This is a genomic window from Flavobacterium cyanobacteriorum (genome assembly GCF_002251835.1).
GTDB lineage: Bacteria > Bacteroidota > Bacteroidia > Flavobacteriales > Flavobacteriaceae > Flavobacterium > Flavobacterium cyanobacteriorum.
The window spans coordinates 1-21,788 of sequence record NZ_NOXV01000295.1 but is presented as its reverse complement, the minus strand read 5'-3'; the positions used below and the strand labels follow the sequence as shown (position 1 = coordinate 21,788).

Sequence of the window (21,788 nt, the reverse complement as noted above, 5' to 3'; positions counted from 1 at the left end):
AAAATCATACATTTGCAACACTTTATATCCTTATGAAGAATTTTATATCCTGCTTATCCGTTTTAGTGTTGCTGCTAATTGCCGGCTGCAAGAAACAGGCTCCGTCCATACAGGACGAAACTGCACAACAGGCAAATACGGTAAAGTATGCCAGGGGCCTTGAAATATACCGCTATGAGGGTTACAGCATTGTAAAGGTTACCAACCCGTGGCCCGAAGCAAAGGAAACCTTTACGTACGTATTACGTAGAAACGGTGTTAAAGTGCCCGACAGCCTGCAGCAATATCCTGCTGTTAATGTACCGCTTACATCGGTGGTGGTAACCTCTACCACTCATATCCCATCCCTGGAAATGCTGGGTGTTGAAAATACACTTTCGGGTTTTCCAAATACAGACTTTGTCTCCTCAGAAAATACACGCAGGCGTATAGATGAAGGCCTGGTGAAGGAAGTGGGTCATAATGAAGAACTAAACACGGAGATATTGATTGACCTTTCGCCGGATGCTGTTGTAGGATTCAGCATCAGCAGTAATAATAAAACCTATAACAACCTGCAAAAGAGCGGCATAAATGTATTGTACAACGGCGACTGGACCGAACAATCACCACTGGGCAAGGCAGAGTGGATTAAATTTTTCGGCGCGCTGTATTGCCTGGAAGAAAAAGCCGAGACCCTGTTTAACACCATAGTAAAAGATTATAATGAAGCCGCATTACTGGCAAAAAAAGCAGCGACTAAACCAACCGTTTTAAGTGGGGCCATATACCGCGACCAGTGGTACCTGCCACAGGGCAACAGCTGGGCGGCGCTGTTTATAAAAGATGCCCATGCAGGCTACCTTTGGGCTGATACCGACGGTACGGGCAGCCTTAACCTGTCGTTTGAGGCTGTGCTGGACAAAGCCGAAAATGCAGACTACTGGATTGGCCCGGGTCAGTTTACCGGCTTTAGTGAAATGACTGATGCCAACAGGCACTATGCCAGGTTCAAAGCCTTTAAAGAACGAAAGGTATATACATTCAGCAGTAAAAAGGGAGCTAAAGGAGGCGTGCTGTATTATGAGCTTGCCCCCAACCGGCCCGATCTGGTGCTGAAAGACCTTATAGCTATATTACACCCTGAGCTTATGCCGGAATACCGGTTATATTTTTTTGAAAAATTAAAATAATTGCAGCGCAGCAACAAAAATAGTATCCTGTTTATATTGCTTAGCCTGGTGCTGGTGTCCTTCTTTATTATGAACATCAGCCTGGGAGCCGTAAAAATACCCCTTGAAGATGTAGTAAAAAGCATTACCGGCGGCACTGCCGCAAAAGAAACCTGGCAATACATCATAATCAACTACAGGCTGCCTAAAGCCATAACAGCTGTTGTAGTGGGTATGGGGCTATCGGTTTCAGGCCTGCTTATGCAAACCCTTTTCAGGAACCCGCTTGCAGGGCCTTATGTACTGGGCCTGAGCTCCGGGGCCAGCCTTGGCGTTGCCTTTGTGCTGCTTGGTGCAGGAATGCTTCCTGCGGCATTAAGCATTTTTTTCCTTTCACCCTATGGTATTGTACTTGCCTCAACCCTGGGGAGCCTGCTGGTGCTGCTGGCAGTACTGCTGGTGGCGCGCCGCCTGCGCGATACCATGGCCATACTTATAGTAGGGCTTATGTTTGGTAGCTTTACCGGCGCTATAGTGGGCATATTAACCTTTTTCAGCACAGCAGAGCAATTGCAGAAATTTACCTTTTGGTCACTTGGCAGCCTGGGCAACCTCCCGTGGGGACATGTGGGCATTATGGCTACAGTATGTGCTGCAGGGCTTATGCTGGCAGCATGCTGCATAAAACCGCTCAATGCACTTTTGCTCGGGGAGCGCTATGCCATAAGCATGGGCATAAATTTCAGGCGTACAAGGTTTATTATCATTGCGGCCACCAGCCTTATGGCGGGCGGTATTACCGCATTTGCAGGCCCTATAGCCTTTGTGGGCCTTGCGGTGCCGCACATGGCAAAACTGCTTTTCAGGACAAGCAGCCACTTTGTACTTTACCGGGCTACACTGCTCATTGGGGGTATTATTGTACTTTTATGTGATACACTTACACAGCTACCCGGCAATAACTTTATATTGCCTGTTAATGCCATAACATCAATAATAGGTGCGCCGGTAGTGGTGTGGCTTTTGCTGCGCAGGCGCAAAGGAATATACAGCTAATATGGGAGAGGCTAAAACTATATTATCGGCAGAGGGGCTAAGCATTGGTTTCCGGGCAAAGAAAGGGGCCAGCGGCATTGCACACCATATAAACCTTGACTTAAAGGCGGGCACACTTACTGCACTTATTGGGGCTAACGGCATAGGTAAATCAACCTTGCTGCGCACACTTACAGGGTTACAAAAGCCACTGGCAGGCAATATACTGCTTAACGGCCGCGATATTTCTGGTTATGCTCCCCATGCGCTGGCGCAACAGCTAAGCCTGGTGCTTACCGGGGGCCTGCCCCCCAGCAACCTGAGCATTTATGAGCTTGTGGCGCTGGGCAGGCAGCCATATACTAATTGGCTCGATGCCTTGTCTCCTGAAGACCATAAGGAAGTGAACAAAGCTATGGAGCTCACGCAGACAGCACATTTAGCCGGAAAAAAATATTATGAGTTAAGCGACGGGCAGCTTCAAAAAGTACTTATAGCCCGTGCACTCGCACAAAACACACCACTTATACTACTTGACGAGCCGACCACCCACCTGGACCTGCTCCACAAAGCCGGCCTCCTGAAACTCCTTAAAAAGCTGTCGGCTGAAGCGGGCAAGTGCATACTTTATTCTACCCATGATATTGACCTGGCATTACAACTCAGCGATGAGCTTATTGTAATGGCAGAAGGCAGTATTATGCAGGGTACCCCCCAACATCTTATCAGCAGGAATGCTTTCAATACCATTTTCAGGGATGAAAGCATAGTTTTTGACGCTTCAAAAGGAGGCTTTACCATTAACCTGTAGCAGGTTTAACAAAAGGTAAACACACAAGGTTTTTCTGATTGAGTATATTTACATATACAAAACATCAAAAAAACACTTACTATGAGCAAGCAGTTTACCATCAGCTATCCGGGTGATAAGGCCCAGCTGATAACCAGGCTAAAAAATATGATTGGCAGCAACGGCACACTGGCCGGCAACGAAAACAGCGGCAATTTTAGAGGAAGCACACCCGTAGGCGGTTTCGAGGGTTCGTATGCTATACAGGGTGATGATATTATTGTAACCATAGATAAAAAGCCTATGCTGGTTTCAACCGACAGGATAAAAGAAGAATTCCAAAAGGCGCTGCAGCGCGGGATATGAAACCATTAGTAGTTATAGCAGCAGTATTCATCGGTGTGGCAGCATCGGCACAGCCACAAAGGGCAGAACTTACACGCTCAGGGTTTGCTCCTGTTACGGTTAGTATACCGGCTACACCCAATGAAAAATTAGCTGAGCTTACCCGGAACTGGGCCATGGAAACCTACCAGCGCGGAGGCTATGATATTACAGGCGTTACGGGCAATTTGCTCACAGTATCTGCCAGGGAAGACGGGGCTTTCTTTTACCGTAACAAAGGCGAAGGCTTTGACCATGACATCAGGTACAATATGGAGCTCAGCTTTGCAGAAAACAGCTATACAGCAACATTTACCATCAGCGAAATATACGCCAACGATGTTCGCATAGAATATAACATACCGGATTATTTTACTTCAGCCGGTACGCTTAAGGAAGATTATGAGGAAGTGGAGCCATCACTGGAAAACACCGTAAACAGGATAATCCGCTCGCACTATAATTTTATTATTAATTTCAGATAACTAAAATACTACAGGTATGGCACCGGGAACTGACGAACCTAAAGATTTAGGCTCAAAAAAAATATTCAACCAGCAAAAGGAATCAGAAGGGAACGAAGGCTTTAGCGGAGAAAACCTTCCTGAGGACTATGACCCGTCTGCCCATAAGCACAATGTTGAAATTGAGAAGGATAAAGAAGGTACTGTTGAAACTGTAAAACGTGCCCGCGATATCAATAAAAAAAAGCGCCTCCGGTTAACAGCCTGAGTGGGGCTTCTGACAAAGGCGGCAAGATTACTGATAAAAGCCGCGGCACCACTACCGGGGCTGAAGCTATGGAAACAGCTGAGAACCGCGATTTTAATTCGGATATTGATGAGGAACGCTATACCGAAAAAAAATAGGCTATACCTACAATGCCAAAATTTAAGCCCGCTGAAATGCGGGCTTTACACAACAACACAAACTAATCAAAAAATTTACTAAACTTCAGCCTTTATTATGGAAATACCCGTGTCGGCTTTAATATGGGCTGCATTTGCCCTTCCGCTGGGATCAGTATTTTCCTGCCATTTGGGTATCCACCTGCGTACGGTCTGTGCCGCGCTTACCTGCGGGAAATGCTTATGGAACACCGACCTGTAGTAATAAGCCTCTTTAGTGGCCGGTGTATTATAAGGAAAACGGCTCTCTGCAGCTTCCATATCTTCATCTGTTACCTGCGCTGCGCAGTATTCAATCAGCGTATCAATCCAGTTGTAGCCCACACCGTCACTAAACTGTTCTTTCTGGCGCCACAGCACCTCTTCCGGAAGGTAAGGGTCTTCTGGCACATCAAAAGCTTTCCTAAGGATATATTTTTCTACACCAGCGTAGGTTTCGGGCTGTTTTTCTTCAGGTTTTATTTTTATGGCAAGCTCCAGGAACTCCTTGTCAAGGAACGGTACCCTGGCCTCGAGCCCATGTGCCATTGTGCTTTTATCGGCCCTTAGCAGGTCGGCCGTAAACAGCTTCTGTACCCTTTCGATGGTCTCCCGCTGGAAATCGGCAGCCGATGGCGCATTACGGAAATACAGGTAGCCGCCAAATACCTCATCGGCACCCTCACCGCTAAGCACAACCTTAATACCCATATTAGTAATAGCCTTAGAGAGGAAGTACATGGGTGTACTTGCCCTGACAGATGTTACATCATAAGTTTCCAGGTGCCATATCAGTTTATCAAGTATAGCAATCCCCTGCTCAATGGTAAAATATATCTCGTGGTGTTCCGTTCCTATAAAATCTGCCACTTTCCTCGCTGCAATTACATCGGGCGCCATAGCATCAAGGCCTATAGAAAAAGAATGCAGCACTTTCCCCTGCTTTCTCATTTCCCTGGCTGCTATTGCCGATGTTAAGGAAGAATCAAGCCCACCCGAAAGCAGCACGCCTACAGGAACATCGCTCATCAGCCTTTTCTTTACGGCTTTTGTAAGTGTTTCTCGCAAGGCAGCGTAATCTGTGTCTTCAACGGCTTTTGATGCATCTTCCCACTGTGGCCTGTAATACTTAACAAAACCTGTTTTAGGGGTATAGTAATGCCCCGGGGGGAAGGTTGAAAAAGTCTGGCACTGGTCGGCTATTGCTTTCATTTCAGACGCAAAGTATATCCTCCCCCTTTCATCAAGCCCATAATACAATGGTTTTATACCAAGTGGGTCGCGCCCGGCTATAAAGTCATCACCATCAATAACCACAAAGGCAAACATACCGTCGAGCAGGTTGCAAAAATCATAGCCAAATTCTTCATACAGGTGTACTATAACCTCAGAATCGGATGTTGTTCGGAAAGTATGGTGGCTCAAAACCGTATCCCGAAGCTGGCGGTGGTTATAAATTTCGCCATTATGCACCATATATGCCGTTGATGTCCCCTGTATGGGCTGCCTGCCCGTATGCAGGTCTATTATTGAAAGACGCTCATGGCTCAGGAAATGGCCATTTTGTGTAATATAAACATCGCTTTCATCCGGCCCGCGGTGCGACATCCTCTTAGAAAGCTGTTTTACCAGTTGTTCGTCTTTTCCTTTTCCTATAATGGCTAAAATTCCACACATATGCTATTTTGTCTTTTTTATTTTTTACGGGTGCAATATTTACATATACTGCAAGACAAAATTGTATTTTAGCTTTATAATTTAAAAATAAAAATTGAATATGGTTTCAAAAAAAATTAATATCACCACTATTTATTAAAAAATGAAAGAAAATAGAATTGTGAGCTGAAGAAAAAATTACAGATTGTAATTTATAATACAGCCTCAATAACGTAACCGGAAGTACCTATTTTAAAAGTATCTCCCTTTTGCTTTCCTATCAAAGCGCTCCCCAGTGGTGATTGCGGTGACAAGGCAATAACGGTAATACCGTCAACAGTTATTTTAGGAAGTGCGGCACTCAGGAACAGATACATATTATTAGCCTGCACCAGGCTGCCAATGCTTATCCTTTCGCCTGTGGCATCAGGGTTTATTTTGTCGAGCACCCTTTTTTGCTCCAGGAATTCAGCCAGCTTGGCATTTAGTTTTTCCTGCTCAAGGTGCATCATTGAAAGTGTAGTTTCGTGCTTATCGCCGGCGGAGCCTTTAGCATCATTAGCGGCTCCTTCGGTAAGGGCGGCGATCATATCCCGAAAGGCATCAATCCTGTCCTGGGTTTGTTGCTTGTAGTAGGATAGGATTTTATGTTTTAAATCTTGCATTATTTATAGTTGCACAGAGGTACACGGAGAATGAGCACAGGGTTTCACAGAACTATTATATCTCTTTGGAATTCTGCGTCTGCTCTATGAGACTCTGTGAAATTTGTTTAAAAGTTAAACTTATAAGACGCCCCCACCAGGAACTGGAAGCCCTGCACCGGGTAGTTAAGCCAGCGCTCATAATCCTGGTTGGCTATATTATTGAGCCTCAGGAAGCCCGTAAGCCTCTCACTGTATTTATAGCCTACGTGGGCATTAAGGTCGAAATAGCTTTTAAGGGTAACCGTTTCAAAATTATAGAAAGCGGGATCTGCAGGATTTTCAAAGAACCTGCGGTCTTTCCTGTCGCCCACAAAAAACACGTTAGCACCTGCATACCATTTTTCGGTAATGTCAACATCAACATCAGCGCCTACCCTAATTTCAGGAAGGTTCCATGCCTCAGCCTGGTCAGACGTGTTGTAGCTATAGTAGGTCCCGTTGATTCCGAAAGACACACTTTTTGAAAAATCGGCCCTCAATTCACCAAAAAAGCTAATGGTTTTAATATTGTCATAAACAAGGCCAAATGAATTGCCAAATTGGTATCCCTCAACATCTGCTGGGTTAACCGGCACTCCTGTAACCTGCACTGCAGGATTGCTGAGGAACAGTGCCCTGTCATCTTCATTCATGTATGAGCCGCGCAAATTGTAAGCAACCGCATTGGCAAGCTTACCCTTAAGGCCTACATAAATATCATATTTCTGGTCGGTAGGTGTAATATCAAGCGTTGGCGATACAAAAGGGTTTTCCGAAACAACATCTTCATAGGAGTTCTGGCGTAGCGTACCTTCAGCACCGGCGTAGGCAACCATCAGGTCGCCCACCACTTTATAAGATGCTTTTACCTGCGGGTACACAAAGAACCTGCCATCGCTCTCGCCATTAAGCTTGCCCATGCTGTAAAACAGCCATGCCCCCAACTGCACTGAAAGGTCCTCTTTCTGGTAAAGGATTGCAGGCTGGAGGCCAAGGTTAAAATGGCTGTATTCAGGCGCGGTACCGGCAGCAAAGTAATTATTTTCAAAAGTGCCGCCAACATAGTCAGCTACAAAATCAACTTTTATTTTTTCGCCTGCTACATCAACATCAAGCGCGGGCTTAATGAAAAAACGGTTCTCAGCTGAACCTTCAGCGTCCCAAAAGCGCCTGTATTGTGCAGTCGCATCACGGAAAAAGCTGTCTTTTGCCCCAAGTTTACCCCCTATATAAAAATTATGGAAAGTATGCTGCGGGTCAATACTATTAATATCTTCCGGTTCGGCTATGGCTATAAAATCTTCCGGCAGGCCATACCAGTTATACACCTGGTGCTTATAACCCAGGTCGGCAGTCCAGTTATAAGATTGCTGCCTGTTGCCATAGGTAAGGTCTATAGAAGTATTATAGTACTTATCATCGAGTACTGCTTCATCAATACCGCCCTGCGATGAAAGATGCCTCAGCATTCCGCCTACGTACTCATTACGGCTAAGGTTTTCGGTAACAAAAAGCTCGGCATTTACTGTTCCGTAATTACCTGCACCAAGCGTTGCATAATTGTTGTAAAGCTTTTCCTTTTGCGGTTTATCTACACCCGCAGCCTTGCCTTTTGCCGGTGTAAAGGTTGATGCCACGGGGAATGAAAATATGTTATAGTTTATCTCTTCGCGACGGGTGTTGTCTTCATCCTCAATAACAGGTGTTTCCTTTACTTTGAAAGCATCCGAAATAGTGGGTGTATAGGGTTTTACTACATTTACCACTTCGGTACCTATGTTTTCATCCTTTTTTTGGGCAGCTGCCTTTCCAAATCCGGCAAGTAGTATAAAAAGCGTTGTATATTTTACGTTGATCTTCATTTTGTACAGGCGTATAGGGTTAGTTTTGAACAGATGAATTGCGTTTGGCTTCTTCTGCTTTTATCAGGTCATACTCTTTTTGGGCTTCTTCAACAACATCAGGATAGGTTTTAAAGTTTTTTATAACGCTTTCCAGTATGTAGGTAGCCTGGAAACTGTCCTTAAGCCCGTAAAAGTTCTTTGCCATAACCACCAGGCCTTTGGCACCAAAGTACTTATAACCTGAATAATCTTTTGAAAGCTTTTGTACGGCCGTGTTTGAGGCATCATACTTTCCGTCCTTATTTTTAAAATACGCATCGTAGTACAGCGCTTCAGCGGCTACTTCACCTTTGGCTATTGTAAGCAGTTTGGCATAAGCTGCGCGTGCCTTTGCCTCATCATTTGCTTTTATGGCCGAGCGTGCCACAATGATCTGTGCATCGCTTTTTACCCTGTCTTCAGTTTTAGTATTGGCCAGCACTTTATCAGCATACGTTACGGCACCGGCGTAATCTTCGGTTTCGTAATAGCTTTTCATAAGGTTTGACTGTGCAAACGTTACATTCTGCGGATATTCTGCCTCTGTTTCAAGCCTTTTCAGCACCGGTATGGCTTTGGCATAGTCAGCCTTCTTTAAATGAATCTGGCTCAGTCGTGCCAACGCCTGTTCCGTAAACTCGTTGCGGGGCTTGCCTGTAACAAATTCATAGTGCGGCACGGCGTTGCTTTCAAGCCCTTCGGCATAATAGGCCTGTGCCAGGTAAAAGTTTGCCTTGAGGGCATGTATCCCGTTCGGGAAATTTGACAGGTAGCCTGTAAGGGACGATACAGCCTGTTTGGTATTGTTCTGCAGGTACTGCTTTTCAGCAGCCTCAAACGAAGTATTGTCAAGGTCTGTATCACTTACATCAACAAAACCAAGGGTTTTAACCCAGGCAGCATATTCATCTACATTACCGTTGTCAACATAAATGTTACGCGCCGTTGAAACTGCCTCCATAGCTTCGGGTGTATCAGGATACGCCGCAACCACTTCTTTAAATTTGGCAAGCGCCTGCTGGTCTTTCTCTGCATTGTAATAAATAAGCGCCTGGCGCATCATTGCTTTTGAAACGTAGGAACTGCCTCTGTAATCATTAATAAGCCTGTCATAAGTCTGCAGTGCCTTTGTGGTATTATTTTCAGTTACGTAGGTATTACCCAGTTCATAAAGTGCATCATCAGCATATTGTGACTTAGGATAGGCCTGTACAAATTTGGTAAGGTCTTCAATTTTCCTGTCATTGCGCTGAACAAAGCCATAGCTAATCCCCTTCTGGAAAAAGGCATAATCGGCATCAATACCTTTCATGTCAATAGCCTTATTATAGGAATCCATGGCTGGCCAGTACTTAGCGGTAACAAAATGGCTGTCGCCGAGGCGCAGGTAAGCATCATTAAGCCTTACCCTGTCGCTTTTGGCAGCTGCTGTAGCTACATAATCACCAAAAAATTTAGCTGCCTGCTCATACTCCCTTAACTTAAAATAAGTATAGGCAAGGTTGTAAGCGGAGTGTTTATATTCCGGCGTATCTTTTGCTTCTTCAAAAGCCAGGAACTGCTTATAGCTTATCAGTGCTTCATTAAACTGGTCAAGTGTATATTCTGTCTCAGCTTTCCAGAATGTTGCCCTCGCAGTAAATCTTGGGTCGCGCTGCTCGGCTATTGATTTTTTAAATAAAGCCAGGGCTTCCTGGTAATTTCCGTCTGTGTATAACTCCATACCCCTGTAAAAAGCCACTTTTTGGTACGCCTGCCTGTTTTGCGGCGAACGCTCTTTTTCAAGCAGTGCCAGCGCCTCTTTATAGTTTTTTGAAGTAATATATGAATTTACGAGAAGTGTTTGTATCTCCTGCTTATATGGTGTAGCAGGATATTTATCAAGATAGGCATTAAGCACCTCGGGCACGCTTTGGTAAGGGTTGCCTATATCATAGCTCAGCTTGGCATAATTAAGCCACGCGTCTTCCTGTATCTTGGCATCAAATTCCATTTCCGAAGCATTTTTAAAAGCATTCAGCGCCTGTTGCTTGCGGTTGGTTTTCAGGTAGCTCTCGCCCAGGTGGTAATAGGCATTTTGCGCCACATGGTCATTACCTTCTATAATTTTATTGAATTGTGCTATGGCATTTTCATAATCGCCCTGCTTATAATAAGCATATCCAAGCTGGTAAAAGTCGGTGTTGTTCCACTTCCCTTTCTTTCCCTTATATTCTTTAAGGTATGGCAGGGCCTTATCATATTGCTTAAGGTTAAAGTAGCTTTCGCCTATAATCTTGTTAAGTTCTGATTTTTCATTAGCATCGCTCTTCGCCAGCTGCGGCACCCCAAGGTCAATTGCTTTCTGGAAGTTCCCCAGCTTAAAGTTCATATCCGCCTGGAAGTACGACATTTTCTCTTTGTACTTTTCCTGGTCTTCCACCTGTTCAAAGTATTTGTTGGCATCCTTATAGTTATCACTTTCATAAGCAAGGTAACCCAGGTAATACTTAGCCTGCGAACCAAACTCTTTAGAATTGACCACTTTGTTCAGGTATTTTTCGGCCTGCTTTTTATCGCCTGCACTAAAGTAGGCATACCCTTTCTGGAAATTGTAGCGCTGGCGGTTGGCATCGCTCATGTTACCTTCATCTACCTTATCATACCATTTAAGCGCCTGCGCATACTGCCCCTGCTCAAAATAGTAACCTGCCACTTCCACAAAAGCCTGGTTCTGCTTAGGGCTGGTAGGATAGTCTTCCACAAAATCTTCCATAAGCACATCGGCGTTCATCTGGTTCAGGCGGATGGCACAGTTAGCTATATAGTAGGCACAATCGGCCTGCACCTCCATATCCTGGCTGGAAGTTTTTGTTTTTTCAAACAATATTTGGGCTGCCTGGTACTGCTTATCGTTATATAAAGCAACAGCCCTTTCAAAATCTTTAAGGTTATAGGTATAAATTGCCGACTGCTGTGCTGAAACCTGCATGGCTGTAAAAGCAAGAGATAAAAACAAGAACCTTTTCAATATGCGCATAACGGTTGTTTTATGGATAGCCAAATATATCAAATCTTATTTATTTAACGGGGCATTTTGAGGTTTTAGTATAGTTGTTTGCCGCACCCTGCGCTAATAATTTGTTAAGTAAAACAAGGTGTACCTTTTACAAGTTTGTATTTTTACAGCCATAAATAAAGATATTATGCAGACAAAAGACAGCAACGGCAACATACTGAACGAAGGTGACAGCGTAACCGTAATAAAGGACCTTAAAGTAAAAGGCTCATCATCAGTAATAAAGCGTGGCACAACAGTAAAGAACATACGGCTTACCGTTAATGAAAAAGAGATTGAAGGTAAAGTAGAAAAAACTGTTATGGTACTGAAAACAGAATTTTTGAAAAAAGTGTAACAAGTATATCTTTAAATGCAGTGAAACGCCAGGGTAAAATTAACTGCGCTTTTTGTTTTTAAGTAATTTTAAAACAAAAATGACTCCATCAGAAAAACAACTTTGGGAACGTATACAGCGCTTCCCGATTGATGAAGAAAATGCTGCATTAACTTTTTCTGCAAGGCTTGCCAGGGAAAATGGCTGGAGCCGGAAATACACACAGGAAGTTATTACAGAATATAAAAGATTTATCTTTCTGTGCTGTGTATCGCCAACACCTGTTACGCCTTCCGATCCTGTAGACCAGGCGTGGCACCTGCACCTTACTTATACCCGGTCTTATTGGATTGATTTTTGTAAAAATACTTTAAGTACACGACAAAAATTGTATTAAATTAATTTCCAGCTTATTGAACTTTGATAATAAGCAATTTGACAAATAATCTAATCCGAGTNGATTTGACACAACAACCGCAAGCTGGTTAGGCTTTAATTACCTGGCTTTTACAATCATCGCACTAAAGAAATTTAATAAAATAAAAGTTTAAACCACTTCAATTAATATTTAGTACTAAATGAAAATACTGAAATTATTCCGCCCGCAAAACCTTGCCTTGCTGGCATTTGCGCAACTGGTATTCCGTTACGGCTTTTTGGAGCAGCAGCCGGGGCTCCTGCTGGCGCTAAATCACTGGCAATATGCGCTGCTGGTGCTTTCCTGCGTACTTATTGCCGCCGGAGGTTCGCTTATGGAAGCCATATCAGGAAGCGAAAAATATTCGGGCGGTCTCAGTGAAGCGCGGGGGTATAACATCTATATGATTATAAACTTTGCAGCTATTGGTATAGGTTATTATATTGCCAGTTTTATTGGACGCCCGGGCTTCGTTGCTGTGTTCCTCATCGCGGCCGCTTTGTTATTTATTTCGGCTACTAACCTCAGGCAGGTAATGCTGTTAAGCAATGTGCTTACAGCAATTACAGCCGGCATGAGCATTATAATTATCAGTATATTCAACTTCTACCCTTTCCTCGTAATGGAGAACAGGCAGTATTTCCAGACAATGTTCCGCCTGACTATAGATTTTTCCATTTTTATAACTTTACTTGTGTTAATATATACATTATTAATTGATTTGTATAATACCGATAAGGATTATAATACAGGAAAAAATACCCTGCCAATAGCCATAGGCAGGAAGCGGTCCAACAAAATTGTCTTTGGGCTTACCTTATTGCCTTGTGTGCTGCTCCTGTATTATGGGCAGACATACCTTTCGGGGCTTTTATGGGCACTGGGTTATGGCCTGTTTTTTATTTTGGGGCCGCTGATTTACCTGCTTATAAAAATTTGGAGCGCCAAAACAGAGACTGACTACCGGCACCTCGGCAATGTACTAAAACTGGTTATCGCATTTACAGTAGTTTTTACGGTGGTAATAACATTAAACATCAGGCAACATGCTTAGGCAGGCTTTACAAAACTATAAAGTAATACTGGCGTCAGGATCGCCAAGGAGGCAACAATACCTCAGGGAACTTGATGTGGACTTTGAAATACGCCTTAAAGATATTGAAGAAGTATATCCCGAACATTTGCAGGCATCAGAAATAACCGATTACCTTGCACAGCTCAAGGCTTCAGCATTTGGTATGGTAGCCCGTAATGAGATACTCATTACCAGCGATACAATTGTTTGGCATGAAGGAAAGGCTTTGGGCAAACCAAAAGATTATGATGATGCTTACCGGATGCTGGAGTCGCTGTCAGGCAAAACACACCAGGTGATAACATCGGTATGCCTCCGTAATGTAGATTCATTAGTTATCTTTAATGAAACCACCAAGGTAACCTTTAATAACATTTTGGGTGAAGAAATAAAGTTTTACCTCGACCACTACAAACCTTTTGATAAGGCCGGGGCTTACGGTATACAGGAATGGATAGGCCTTGTGGCTATTGCACGCATTGAAGGCTCCTATGCCAATGTGGTCGGGCTTCCTGTTGACCAGCTGTACAGGCACTTATATAATTTTGCTGTAAAAAAATAAAATATTGATATGCAACTGCCTATTACAGAACATGCTTATTTTATACAGGGGCTGAGTACCGCAATAGCTATTGCCATATTTTTTATACTCAGTTTCTTCATTAAAAAATTCACCCGGAGGTATGCAAAGGCCGCGCACCTTTCTGAACATCGTACCAACCTGATATCAAAATATATAGATATCTTCATGACGTTGCTCTTCCTCATCGTGTTCTTCGCTATCTGGGGTGTAAATAAAGAGCAGCTCGTAGCCGTGTTTTCCACTACTTTTGCCGTTATAGGTGTTGCATTTTTTGCCCAATGGTCTATACTTAGCAATATTACGTCAGGCATTATCCTCTTTTTCTCATTTCCTTTCAGGATAGGCGATTTTATAAGGATACATGACAAAGATTATCCCATTGAAGCCCAAATTGAAGATATTAAGGCTTTCCATACCATTTTACGTACCCATGAAGGCGAAATGATTACCTACCCAAACAGCCTGCTGCTGCAGAAGAGCATATCAATAGTCTCCAGAAAACCTGATGAAAAAGAATTTTATGACTGATATACTATACAATCATATAAAGCATAAAGCGGCTTACCTGCTGCTATTATGTACTGTATTGGTGCATGCGCAACCTGAAAAACTTTCTTCTGCAGAAATATATTCCAAACTTCAGAAGCTCAATGTTTTGGGTACAGCGCTCTATATTGCGGCCCATCCTGATGATGAAAATACAAAGTTGATTTCCTATTTGGCCAATGACAGGAAAGTGCGTACCGGTTACTTGTCGCTGACACGGGGTGACGGCGGGCAAAACCTTATAGGCCTTGAGTTGAGGGAGCTACTCGGCGTAATACGCACACAGGAGCTCATTGAAGCCAGAAAACTTGACGGGGGAGAACAGTTTTTTAGCAGGGCAAATGATTTTGGCTATTCAAAGGTACCGGACGAAACCCTGCATATATGGGATAGAGAAAAAGTGCTGCACGATATGGTATGGATAATCCGCAAGTTGAGGCCTGATGTTATCATTACCCGGTTTGACCACCGAACGCCCGGCAGTACGCACGGACACCATACATCGTCGGCTATGCTTACACAGGAGGCCTTTGATCTGGCAGCTAAGCCTGATTATAGCCCTGAACAGCTTAAATTTGTAAAGCCCTGGCAGGCAAAACGGGTTTTTTTTAACGTATCATGGTGGTTTTTTGGCGGGAAAGAAAATTTTGAAAAGGCAGACAAATCAAAATACATAAACCTGCAGACAGGCACCTATTATCCCCTACTCGGAAAATCAAACCAGGAAATAGCAGCGCTGAGCCGGAGCAAGCACAGGTCGCAGGGGTTTGGTACCAGTGGCACAAGGGGCGATGACATGGAATACCTGGAACTGACAAAAGGAGATGAATTAAAAGACCGGCAAAACCTTTTTGAAGGAGTTGATATTAGCTGGAACAGGGTCAGAGGAGGAAAAGCTATAGCAGAAGCTGTAGATGCCGTTATCAAAAGCTATGATTTCACGAACCCGTCAGCCTCATTACCGGCACTGATAAAAATCTATACAGCTATATCCAGATTGGAAGACAGCCACTGGCGTGCCATAAAACAAAATGAAGTTAAAGATATTATAGCGGCATGTGCAGGCCTGTACCTTGAAGCGGTATCAGAAAACCAGTCGGTAACACCCGGGGGCCTGGCCAGGATAAAATGGGAAGCTATAAACAGGAGCACCGCACAAATGAAGCTTGCTTCTATGGTTGTACTTCCTGAAAACAAAACAGTGGCGCAGGCAGTGGCATTGCAGGATAATGTGGTACAGGATGGCCTTTTAGAAATAAATGTACCTGAAAAAACAGCTTATACCGCACCCTACTGGCTCCAAGAAAAAGGCACTGCAGGCATGTATCGTGTTGATGACCTTCAGAAAATAGGGCAGCCTGATATTATAAGGGAACTGGCACTTATTTTTAATATAAACATATCAGGAATTGAGATACCCTTTGAAAGGACTGTAGTTTATAAAACATCCGACCCTGTATATGGCGAAGTGTACCAGCCGCTTGATGTTGTACCGGCAGTAACTACAAAATTATTGCATAAAGTGCAGCTTTTTAAAGACAATACGCCACAGCAGGCCAGTATAAAAATCAAATCCGGCAAAGATAATTGCAGCGGTATCTTGCGCTTTGAGTTACCCCGGGGCTGGAAAGTTACGCCGGCATCAGTACCTTTTGAATTATTAAAAAAAGGGAGTGAAGTCATTGTACATTTTGAAATAACACCCCCACCAGTGCCTTCGGAAGTTACTGCACGCGCCGTAGCCGTTGTAGACGGTAAAGAATACGACAGGGAACAGATTATAATAAATTATCCGCACATATACAACCAACAGGTATTGCTGCCTTCCGCGGCAAAATTTACTAAAGCAGACCTGAAGGTTAAAGGTAGCCGTGTGGCTTATATTATGGGCGCCGGAGATAACATACCCGAAAGCCTGAAACAGATGGGATATGAAGTAATACTGCTGACACCGGAAGGCATTTCTGCGGAAGCATTGAAAGGAATTGACGCCGTTGTAGTAGGTATACGCGCCTATAATACCCTTGACAATATAATATACAAACAGCAGGCACTTTTTGAATATGTTGCCAATGGCGGTACTATGGTAGTGCAATATAATACTACGGGCGACCTGGTAACACGCGATATTGCTCCATACCCGCTACGGATATCAAGGGACAGGGTAACAGATGAAAATGCTCCTGTAACCTTTCTTGAGCCTTCGCACCCTGTACTTAATTACCCTAACAAAATTACGGTAAAAGATTTTGAAGGCTGGGTGCAGGAACAGGGGCTGTATTACCCTGACCAGTGGTCCGGGGAATTTACCGCGGTGCTTTCTTCTAATGATAAAGGTGAGGCTCCCAAAAAAGGAGGCCTGCTTGTAGCTAAATATGGTAAAGGTTACTATATTTATACCGGACTAAGTTTTTTCAGGGAACTGCCCGAAGGCGTTTCAGGCGCGTATCGCCTTATGGCAAACCTGATTGGTATAGGTAAACTGTAACAAAACAGGTTAAAGCCTGTCTAAAATACAAACCGCACATAGTATGGAAAATAATCCCGGTTCATGGAAAATAGGTTACTCGCTGGTATTGCTGCTCAATATCATTTACATATTATTATTTTATTTCCTAATGCAAATATATTCGTAGCATGCACGCCATTGACTGGATTATTTTAAGTGTAACCCTTTTATTTATTGTTGTTTATGGAGTAATAAAAACCCGTGGCAGCAAGAACGTAGAAGAATACATACTGGGCAACAATGAAACACCCTGGTGGACCGTGGGCCTTTCAGTGATGGCTACGCAGGCAAGTGCTATAACTTTCCTTTCTACTCCAGGACAGGCCTACCATGACGGTATGGGATTTGTCCAGTTCTATTTTGGGCTTCCGGTTGCCATGGTTGTTATATGCATTACTTTTATCCCCATTTACCATAAACTGAAAGTTTTTACGGCCTATGAGTTCCTTGAGCAGCGTTTTGATGTTAAAACGCGGTCACTGGCAGCGCTTATTTTCCTTATACAACGTGGACTCGGCACTGGACTTACCATATATGCGCCTGCCATAATATTGTCATCCCTGCTCGGCTGGAACCTCAATCTTATGAACCTGATTATCGGGGTACTGGTGATTATATATACTGTATCAGGTGGCACAAAAGCAGTAAACGTAACCCACAAGCAGCAGATGTTCGTGATTATGACAGGGATGTTCATAACATTTTTCATAATCCTCGATTACCTGCCTGACCAGCTTAGCTTCAGCAACGTGCTCCACATAGCCGGTGCCAATGAAAAAATGAATATTGTAAACTTTTCTTTTGACCCCGAAGAGCGTTACACTATCTGGAGTGGTATAGCAGGCGGTTTTTTCCTGGCGCTTGCTTATTTTGGTACAGACCAGTCGCAGGTGCAGCGCTACCTTTCGGGAAAATCTGTAAGGGAAAGCCAGATGGGCCTTATTATGAATGGCTTCCTTAAGGTGCCAATGCAGTTTTTTATATTGCTTATCGGGGTGCTGGTATTTGTTTTTTTCCAATTTCACACAGCACCACTTCACTTCAACCCAAATAATACCAAAACAATAGCAGATTCAGCATATAAAATCCAATATACTGAACTTGAAAAAGAACTGGAAGCACTCGCGGAAGAGAAAAAAGAAATCAGTATTTTATATGTAAACCAGCTTAACCAGGACTACGACAACCCTGAATTGCACAACAAAATGATTACCCTTAATACAAGGGAAAAAGAACTAAGGGACGAGGCCAGGGAACTTATCAGTAAGGCTGACAGTAAGGCAGAAACTAATGATAAAGACTATGTATTCCTGTACTTCATACTCCACTTCCTGCCAAAAGGCCTTATTGGGCTACTGCTGGCCGTGATATTTTCAGCAGCCATGTCATCTTCCGCATCCGGGCTCAATGCCCTCGCCTCCACTACTGCCATTGATATTTACAGACGAAACATTCCGGCCGGAAAATCAGAAAAACATTTTGTAAAAGCAACTCAGCTTTTTACATTATTATGGGGCATTGTAGCAATTTTATTTGCCTGTCTCGGCACATTGTTTGAAAACCTGATACAGTTGGTTAATATTATCGGATCAATATTTTATGGTACAGTACTGGGTATTTTTATGGTGGCCTTCTACATAAAATACATAAAATCCGAAGCTATTTTCTGGAGTGCGCTTGTAACACAGGCTACGGTAATATTAATCTATAAAACGGAAAGCTTTAGCTACCTGTGGCTCAACGTCATTGGGGCAGCCATGACAATAGCGCTGGCATTGGTGCTGCAGTTATTCATAAAACAACCCGTACAGCCCGATGAGATACAGTCATAAAAAAACCGCCTCACTTCTGAGACGGCTTCTTTTTTATGAGATTATAAATTACTTTTTACTCCACTCATTTATGGAGTCCCGGTTCATTTTTACATAATCAGCATTATTGGCTTTTTCTGAAGCGGCCAGTGATTGTTTTGCTGTTTCTATAGCGCCTTTTTTGTCACCGAGTTTTGCCTGTATGAGCGATTTTAGGCGTAGTACATAGAAAGGGGCTTCACCGGCGTTGGCCTTCGCCATTTTTTCTATAGCCTGGTTTATCCAGATAAGGGCTTTTTGCTGGTCACCGCCGGACTGGTAATAGTATTGTGCCGCTGAGAAAAAATCATTGGCGCTTGGGCCGGACAATGTATTATCAATACTTTTTAGGGCCATTTGGCGTGTAGGCACTTCAAATTTTAAAGATACCATGGTTTTTTCCCAGGCTATTTCAATGTGCCCATAGTCACTGTCGAGGTTATTGATACCTATGGTAAGGGTTTCAATATTACGGCTGAGGAACTCCGGCTTAACGGTTGCCCTGAGCACTTCTTTTTTATCATCCCATTTATCAGGCACGCCCCAGTTGTTAGTGTCAGCGTAAAATATTATATCCCAGCTGTCTGCTTTTGGCAGTGTAAAAAGCGCATAGCTGCCTTTGGGGAGGGTTTTACCGGCTATAATAACATCCTGGCTGAAAGTTATCACAGTATTAGCATTTGCGCCTGTACGCCACAATTTGCCGTAAGGAACCAATTCTCCATATACCGACCTTCCCTTCGCACTTGGGCGGGAATAATCAATTTTAACATCTGTAAGCCCTACTGTCTGCTCAATATGGGCTGAAGGGCTGGACTGTGGCGTGCGTACCTGGGCCGAAGCGGCTGATAATACAAGCATTAAAGCGGCTGTAATAAGTACTTTTTTCATAATGATTTTATTTGATTGTGATTGAATAGCACAAATTTAAAAATTAAGCCTTTACGATTGTTAAACTTGCGTAATTTTCTTGAAATTAATTGAAATATTACAGTTATGTTGATTAATTTCACCTGAAATTTTTCCTACATGCTATACACGCTACATGCTAAACAGAATATTCCTGTTTCATTACAGGAAGCCTGGGATTTTATATCCGACCCTAAAAACCTGGCGGTCATTACACCGCCTACAATGGGCTTTGTGACCCTCTCAGGAGATGACCGCAAAATGTTTGCCGGGCAAATCATCCACTATCATGTAACGCCGGTACTGGGCATAAAATTGCAATGGGTAACAGAAATTACCCATGTCCAGGACAAACAGTTTTTTGTAGACGAACAGCGGTACGGCCCATATAAATTCTGGCACCACAAACATTTTTTAAAAGAAATACCCGGTGGTGTGGAAATGGAAGATATTGTACACTACAAACTGCCCCTGGGAATCCTGGGCAGCCTCGCGCATCCGGTAATGGTAAAGCCCAGGCTTGATGAGATTTTTGAATACCGCAGGAAAAAATTGATTGAACTTTTCGGAGAATTTAAGTAGTATGAATATATTCTGGTTCAGGAGGGATCTGAGGCTGCAGGACAACAAAGGCCTATATGAAGCTTTATCGTCAGGGCAGGAAGTACTGCCTGTATTCATTTTTGATAAAAATATATTGAAAGGATTGCCTGAGGACGATGCCCGTGTCACCTTTATACATAAACTCCTTACAGACATAGAGGAAGCGCTTAAGCAGCACAAGAGGTCGCTAGCAGTATTTTATGATACGCCTGAAAATGTTTTTAAAAAGCTGGCCGCTGAAAACAGTATAGAAGCCGTGTACACTAACCATGACTATGAGCCTTATGCAAAAAAGCGGGACGAAAATATTAAAGAACAGCTTTCGGCTAAAGGCATAGCCTTTAAAACCTTCAAAGACCAGGTTATATTTGAAAAAGACGAGGTAATAAAAGACGGCGGGCAGCCTTATGTAGTTTATACACCCTACATGAAACGCTGGAAAGAAAACTTTAAAAAACAGGAACCTCAGCAGTTTGCCTCTGAAAAGTTCCTTGATAAACTCGCAACCCACCCCTACCCTTTTCTATCGCTGCATGATATTGGCTTTACTGAATCTGCCATAAAGCCGGAACCTTATGATGTTTCTTCCGGTATCATTAACCATTATGAGGAAAGGCGTAATTTCCCGGCAGTTAAAGGAACCTCAAAATTAAGCCCTTATTTAAGGTTTGGCGCTGTAAGCATTCGCGAAATAGTAAAAAAAGCAAAAGCCGGCAATAATGATACTTATCTTAACGAGCTGATATGGCGGGAATTTTTTATGCAGATACTCTGGCATTTCCCTCACACGGTAAATAAAAGTTTCCGCCCGCAGTATGACGGGGTACAATGGCGCAATAACGAAAAAGAATTTAAGGCATGGTGCGAAGGCCGGACAGGGTATGCGATGGTCGACGCGGGCATGCGCGAGATGAATGCCACAGGTTACATGCACAACCGGGTGCGCCTGGTAGTATCAAGCTTTTTGTGCAAGCACCTGCTCATCGACTGGCGCTGGGGTGAGGCTTATTTTGCCCAAAAGCTGCTGGATTATGAACAATCAAGCAATGTGGGCAACTGGCAATGGGCTGCCGGCAGTGGTGTTGATGCCGCGCCATACTTCAGGATTTTTAATCCGGCTGAACAAGTGAAGAAATTTGACCCTGGCCTGAACTACATCAGGAAATGGGTGCCGGAGTTCCAGGAACTGCATTATAAACCTATTGTAGACCATAAAGAAGCACGCGAAAGGGCGCTGAAAGTGTATAAGGAAGCGCTGCAGTAACAGGCTTGTTTAATTATGTTGTTATATAGATGGGCTATTAACATCAATATTATATATAACAACATTTTAAAAAAGGGCATGACTATGGTAAAGAAACAAAATAAATATCCTGGGAAAAATTTCAGATATCGTTTTTTTCGACACTATCCCAAAAAGTGTGTAAGTTTAAAAATAACGGGGTTTGA

General features: G+C 43.4%; 20 protein-coding genes. 15 read left to right on the top strand and 5 right to left on the bottom strand.

The genetic code is table 11. The features are described from left to right. The first annotated feature begins 32 nt into the window (after nt 1-32). From CHU92_RS12135 to CHU92_RS12110, 6 genes are all read left to right on the top strand, one after another. On the top strand, nt 33-1,172 hold the full coding sequence (locus CHU92_RS12135) for an ABC transporter substrate-binding protein (protein ID WP_094415945.1): 1,140 nt from the start codon (nt 33-35) through the stop codon (nt 1,170-1,172). Further along, nucleotides 1,173-2,207 carry an iron ABC transporter permease gene (locus CHU92_RS12130; protein WP_094415943.1) on the top strand — a complete coding sequence of 345 codons (1,035 nt, stop codon included), beginning with the start codon at nt 1,173-1,175 and terminating at the stop codon, nt 2,205-2,207. A gap of 1 nt (nt 2,208) precedes the next feature. Beyond that, nucleotides 2,209-2,997, top strand: coding sequence for an ABC transporter ATP-binding protein (locus tag CHU92_RS12125; protein ID WP_094415941.1), 789 nt, complete (start codon nt 2,209-2,211; stop codon nt 2,995-2,997). Nucleotides 2,998-3,078: 81 nt separating this feature from the next. Beyond that, a complete protein-coding gene (locus CHU92_RS12120) occupies nt 3,079-3,342 on the top strand; it encodes a hypothetical protein (RefSeq protein WP_094415939.1) in 264 nt (87 codons plus the stop codon). Further along, on the top strand, nt 3,339-3,845 hold the full coding sequence (locus CHU92_RS12115) for a hypothetical protein (protein ID WP_094415937.1): 507 nt from the start codon (nt 3,339-3,341) through the stop codon (nt 3,843-3,845). The genes CHU92_RS12120 and CHU92_RS12115 overlap by 4 nt, the downstream gene beginning before the upstream one ends. Nucleotides 3,846-3,861: 16 nt before the next feature. Beyond that, nucleotides 3,862-4,092, top strand: coding sequence for a hypothetical protein (locus CHU92_RS12110; RefSeq protein ID WP_094415935.1), 231 nt, complete (start codon nt 3,862-3,864; stop codon nt 4,090-4,092). Nucleotides 4,093-4,307: 215 nt separating this feature from the next. On the opposite strand, the gene asnB is transcribed toward CHU92_RS12110, so the two are convergent. The 4 genes from asnB to CHU92_RS12090 all read right to left on the bottom strand — a co-directional run bounded on the left by asnB (nt 4,308) and on the right by CHU92_RS12090 (nt 11,491). Next, on the bottom strand, nt 4,308-5,924 hold the full coding sequence (asnB, locus tag CHU92_RS12105) for an asparagine synthase B (protein WP_094415933.1): 1,617 nt from the start codon (nt 5,922-5,924) through the stop codon (nt 4,308-4,310). A 191-nt stretch (nt 5,925-6,115) separates the two neighbouring features. Next, the gene (locus CHU92_RS12100) at nt 6,116-6,568 is read right to left on the bottom strand and encodes a GreA/GreB family elongation factor (protein WP_094415931.1); all 453 of its coding nucleotides are present in this window, start codon (nt 6,566-6,568) and stop codon (nt 6,116-6,118) included. A gap of 107 nt (nt 6,569-6,675) precedes the next feature. Further along, nucleotides 6,676-8,451, bottom strand: coding sequence for a TonB-dependent receptor (locus CHU92_RS12095; protein ID WP_094415930.1), 1,776 nt, complete (start codon nt 8,449-8,451; stop codon nt 6,676-6,678). Nucleotides 8,452-8,470: 19 nt separating this feature from the next. Next, nucleotides 8,471-11,491, bottom strand: coding sequence for a tetratricopeptide repeat protein (locus tag CHU92_RS12090; protein WP_094415928.1), 3,021 nt, complete (start codon nt 11,489-11,491; stop codon nt 8,471-8,473). Nucleotides 11,492-11,657: 166 nt separating this feature from the next. Between CHU92_RS12090 and CHU92_RS12085 the strand changes: the two genes are divergently transcribed. From CHU92_RS12085 to CHU92_RS12055, 7 genes are all read left to right on the top strand, one after another. Then, a complete protein-coding gene (locus CHU92_RS12085; RefSeq protein ID WP_094415970.1) occupies nt 11,658-11,867 on the top strand; it encodes an alkylphosphonate utilization protein in 210 nt (69 codons plus the stop codon). Between the two features lie 79 nt (nt 11,868-11,946). After that, nucleotides 11,947-12,243 carry a glycine-rich domain-containing protein gene (locus CHU92_RS12080; protein WP_094415926.1) on the top strand — a complete coding sequence of 99 codons (297 nt, stop codon included), beginning with the start codon at nt 11,947-11,949 and terminating at the stop codon, nt 12,241-12,243. 181 nt (nt 12,244-12,424) lie between these two features. After that, nucleotides 12,425-13,318 (top strand): UbiA prenyltransferase family protein, encoded by an 894-nt coding sequence (locus CHU92_RS12075; RefSeq protein WP_094415924.1) that lies wholly within the window; start codon nt 12,425-12,427, stop codon nt 13,316-13,318. Further along, nucleotides 13,311-13,901 (top strand): Maf-like protein, encoded by a 591-nt coding sequence (locus CHU92_RS12070; RefSeq protein WP_094415922.1) that lies wholly within the window; start codon nt 13,311-13,313, stop codon nt 13,899-13,901. The genes CHU92_RS12075 and CHU92_RS12070 overlap by 8 nt, the downstream gene beginning before the upstream one ends. A 9-nt stretch (nt 13,902-13,910) precedes the next feature. Then, on the top strand, nt 13,911-14,450 hold the full coding sequence (locus tag CHU92_RS12065; RefSeq protein ID WP_094415920.1) for a mechanosensitive ion channel domain-containing protein: 540 nt from the start codon (nt 13,911-13,913) through the stop codon (nt 14,448-14,450). Continuing rightward, nucleotides 14,443-16,956, top strand: a complete 2,514-nt coding sequence (locus CHU92_RS12060; RefSeq protein WP_094415968.1) for a PIG-L family deacetylase — start codon at nt 14,443-14,445, stop codon at nt 16,954-16,956. The genes CHU92_RS12065 and CHU92_RS12060 overlap by 8 nt, the downstream gene beginning before the upstream one ends. Before the next feature lie 149 nt (nt 16,957-17,105). Beyond that, nucleotides 17,106-18,809 (top strand): sodium:solute symporter, encoded by a 1,704-nt coding sequence (locus CHU92_RS12055; RefSeq protein WP_094415918.1) that lies wholly within the window; start codon nt 17,106-17,108, stop codon nt 18,807-18,809. A 48-nt stretch (nt 18,810-18,857) separates the two neighbouring features. Here the strand turns inward: CHU92_RS12055 and CHU92_RS12050 are convergent, their stop codons facing one another. Next, nucleotides 18,858-19,718, bottom strand: a complete 861-nt coding sequence (locus tag CHU92_RS12050; RefSeq protein ID WP_094415916.1) for a DUF2911 domain-containing protein — start codon at nt 19,716-19,718, stop codon at nt 18,858-18,860. 138 nt (nt 19,719-19,856) lie between these two features. Between CHU92_RS12050 and CHU92_RS12045 the strand changes: the two genes are divergently transcribed. After that, nucleotides 19,857-20,318, top strand: a complete 462-nt coding sequence (locus CHU92_RS12045; RefSeq protein ID WP_094415914.1) for an SRPBCC family protein — start codon at nt 19,857-19,859, stop codon at nt 20,316-20,318. Between the two features lies 1 nt (nt 20,319). Beyond that, nucleotides 20,320-21,603 carry a cryptochrome/photolyase family protein gene (locus tag CHU92_RS12040; protein WP_094415912.1) on the top strand — a complete coding sequence of 428 codons (1,284 nt, stop codon included), beginning with the start codon at nt 20,320-20,322 and terminating at the stop codon, nt 21,601-21,603. Nucleotides 21,604-21,788: the final 185 nt, after the last annotated feature.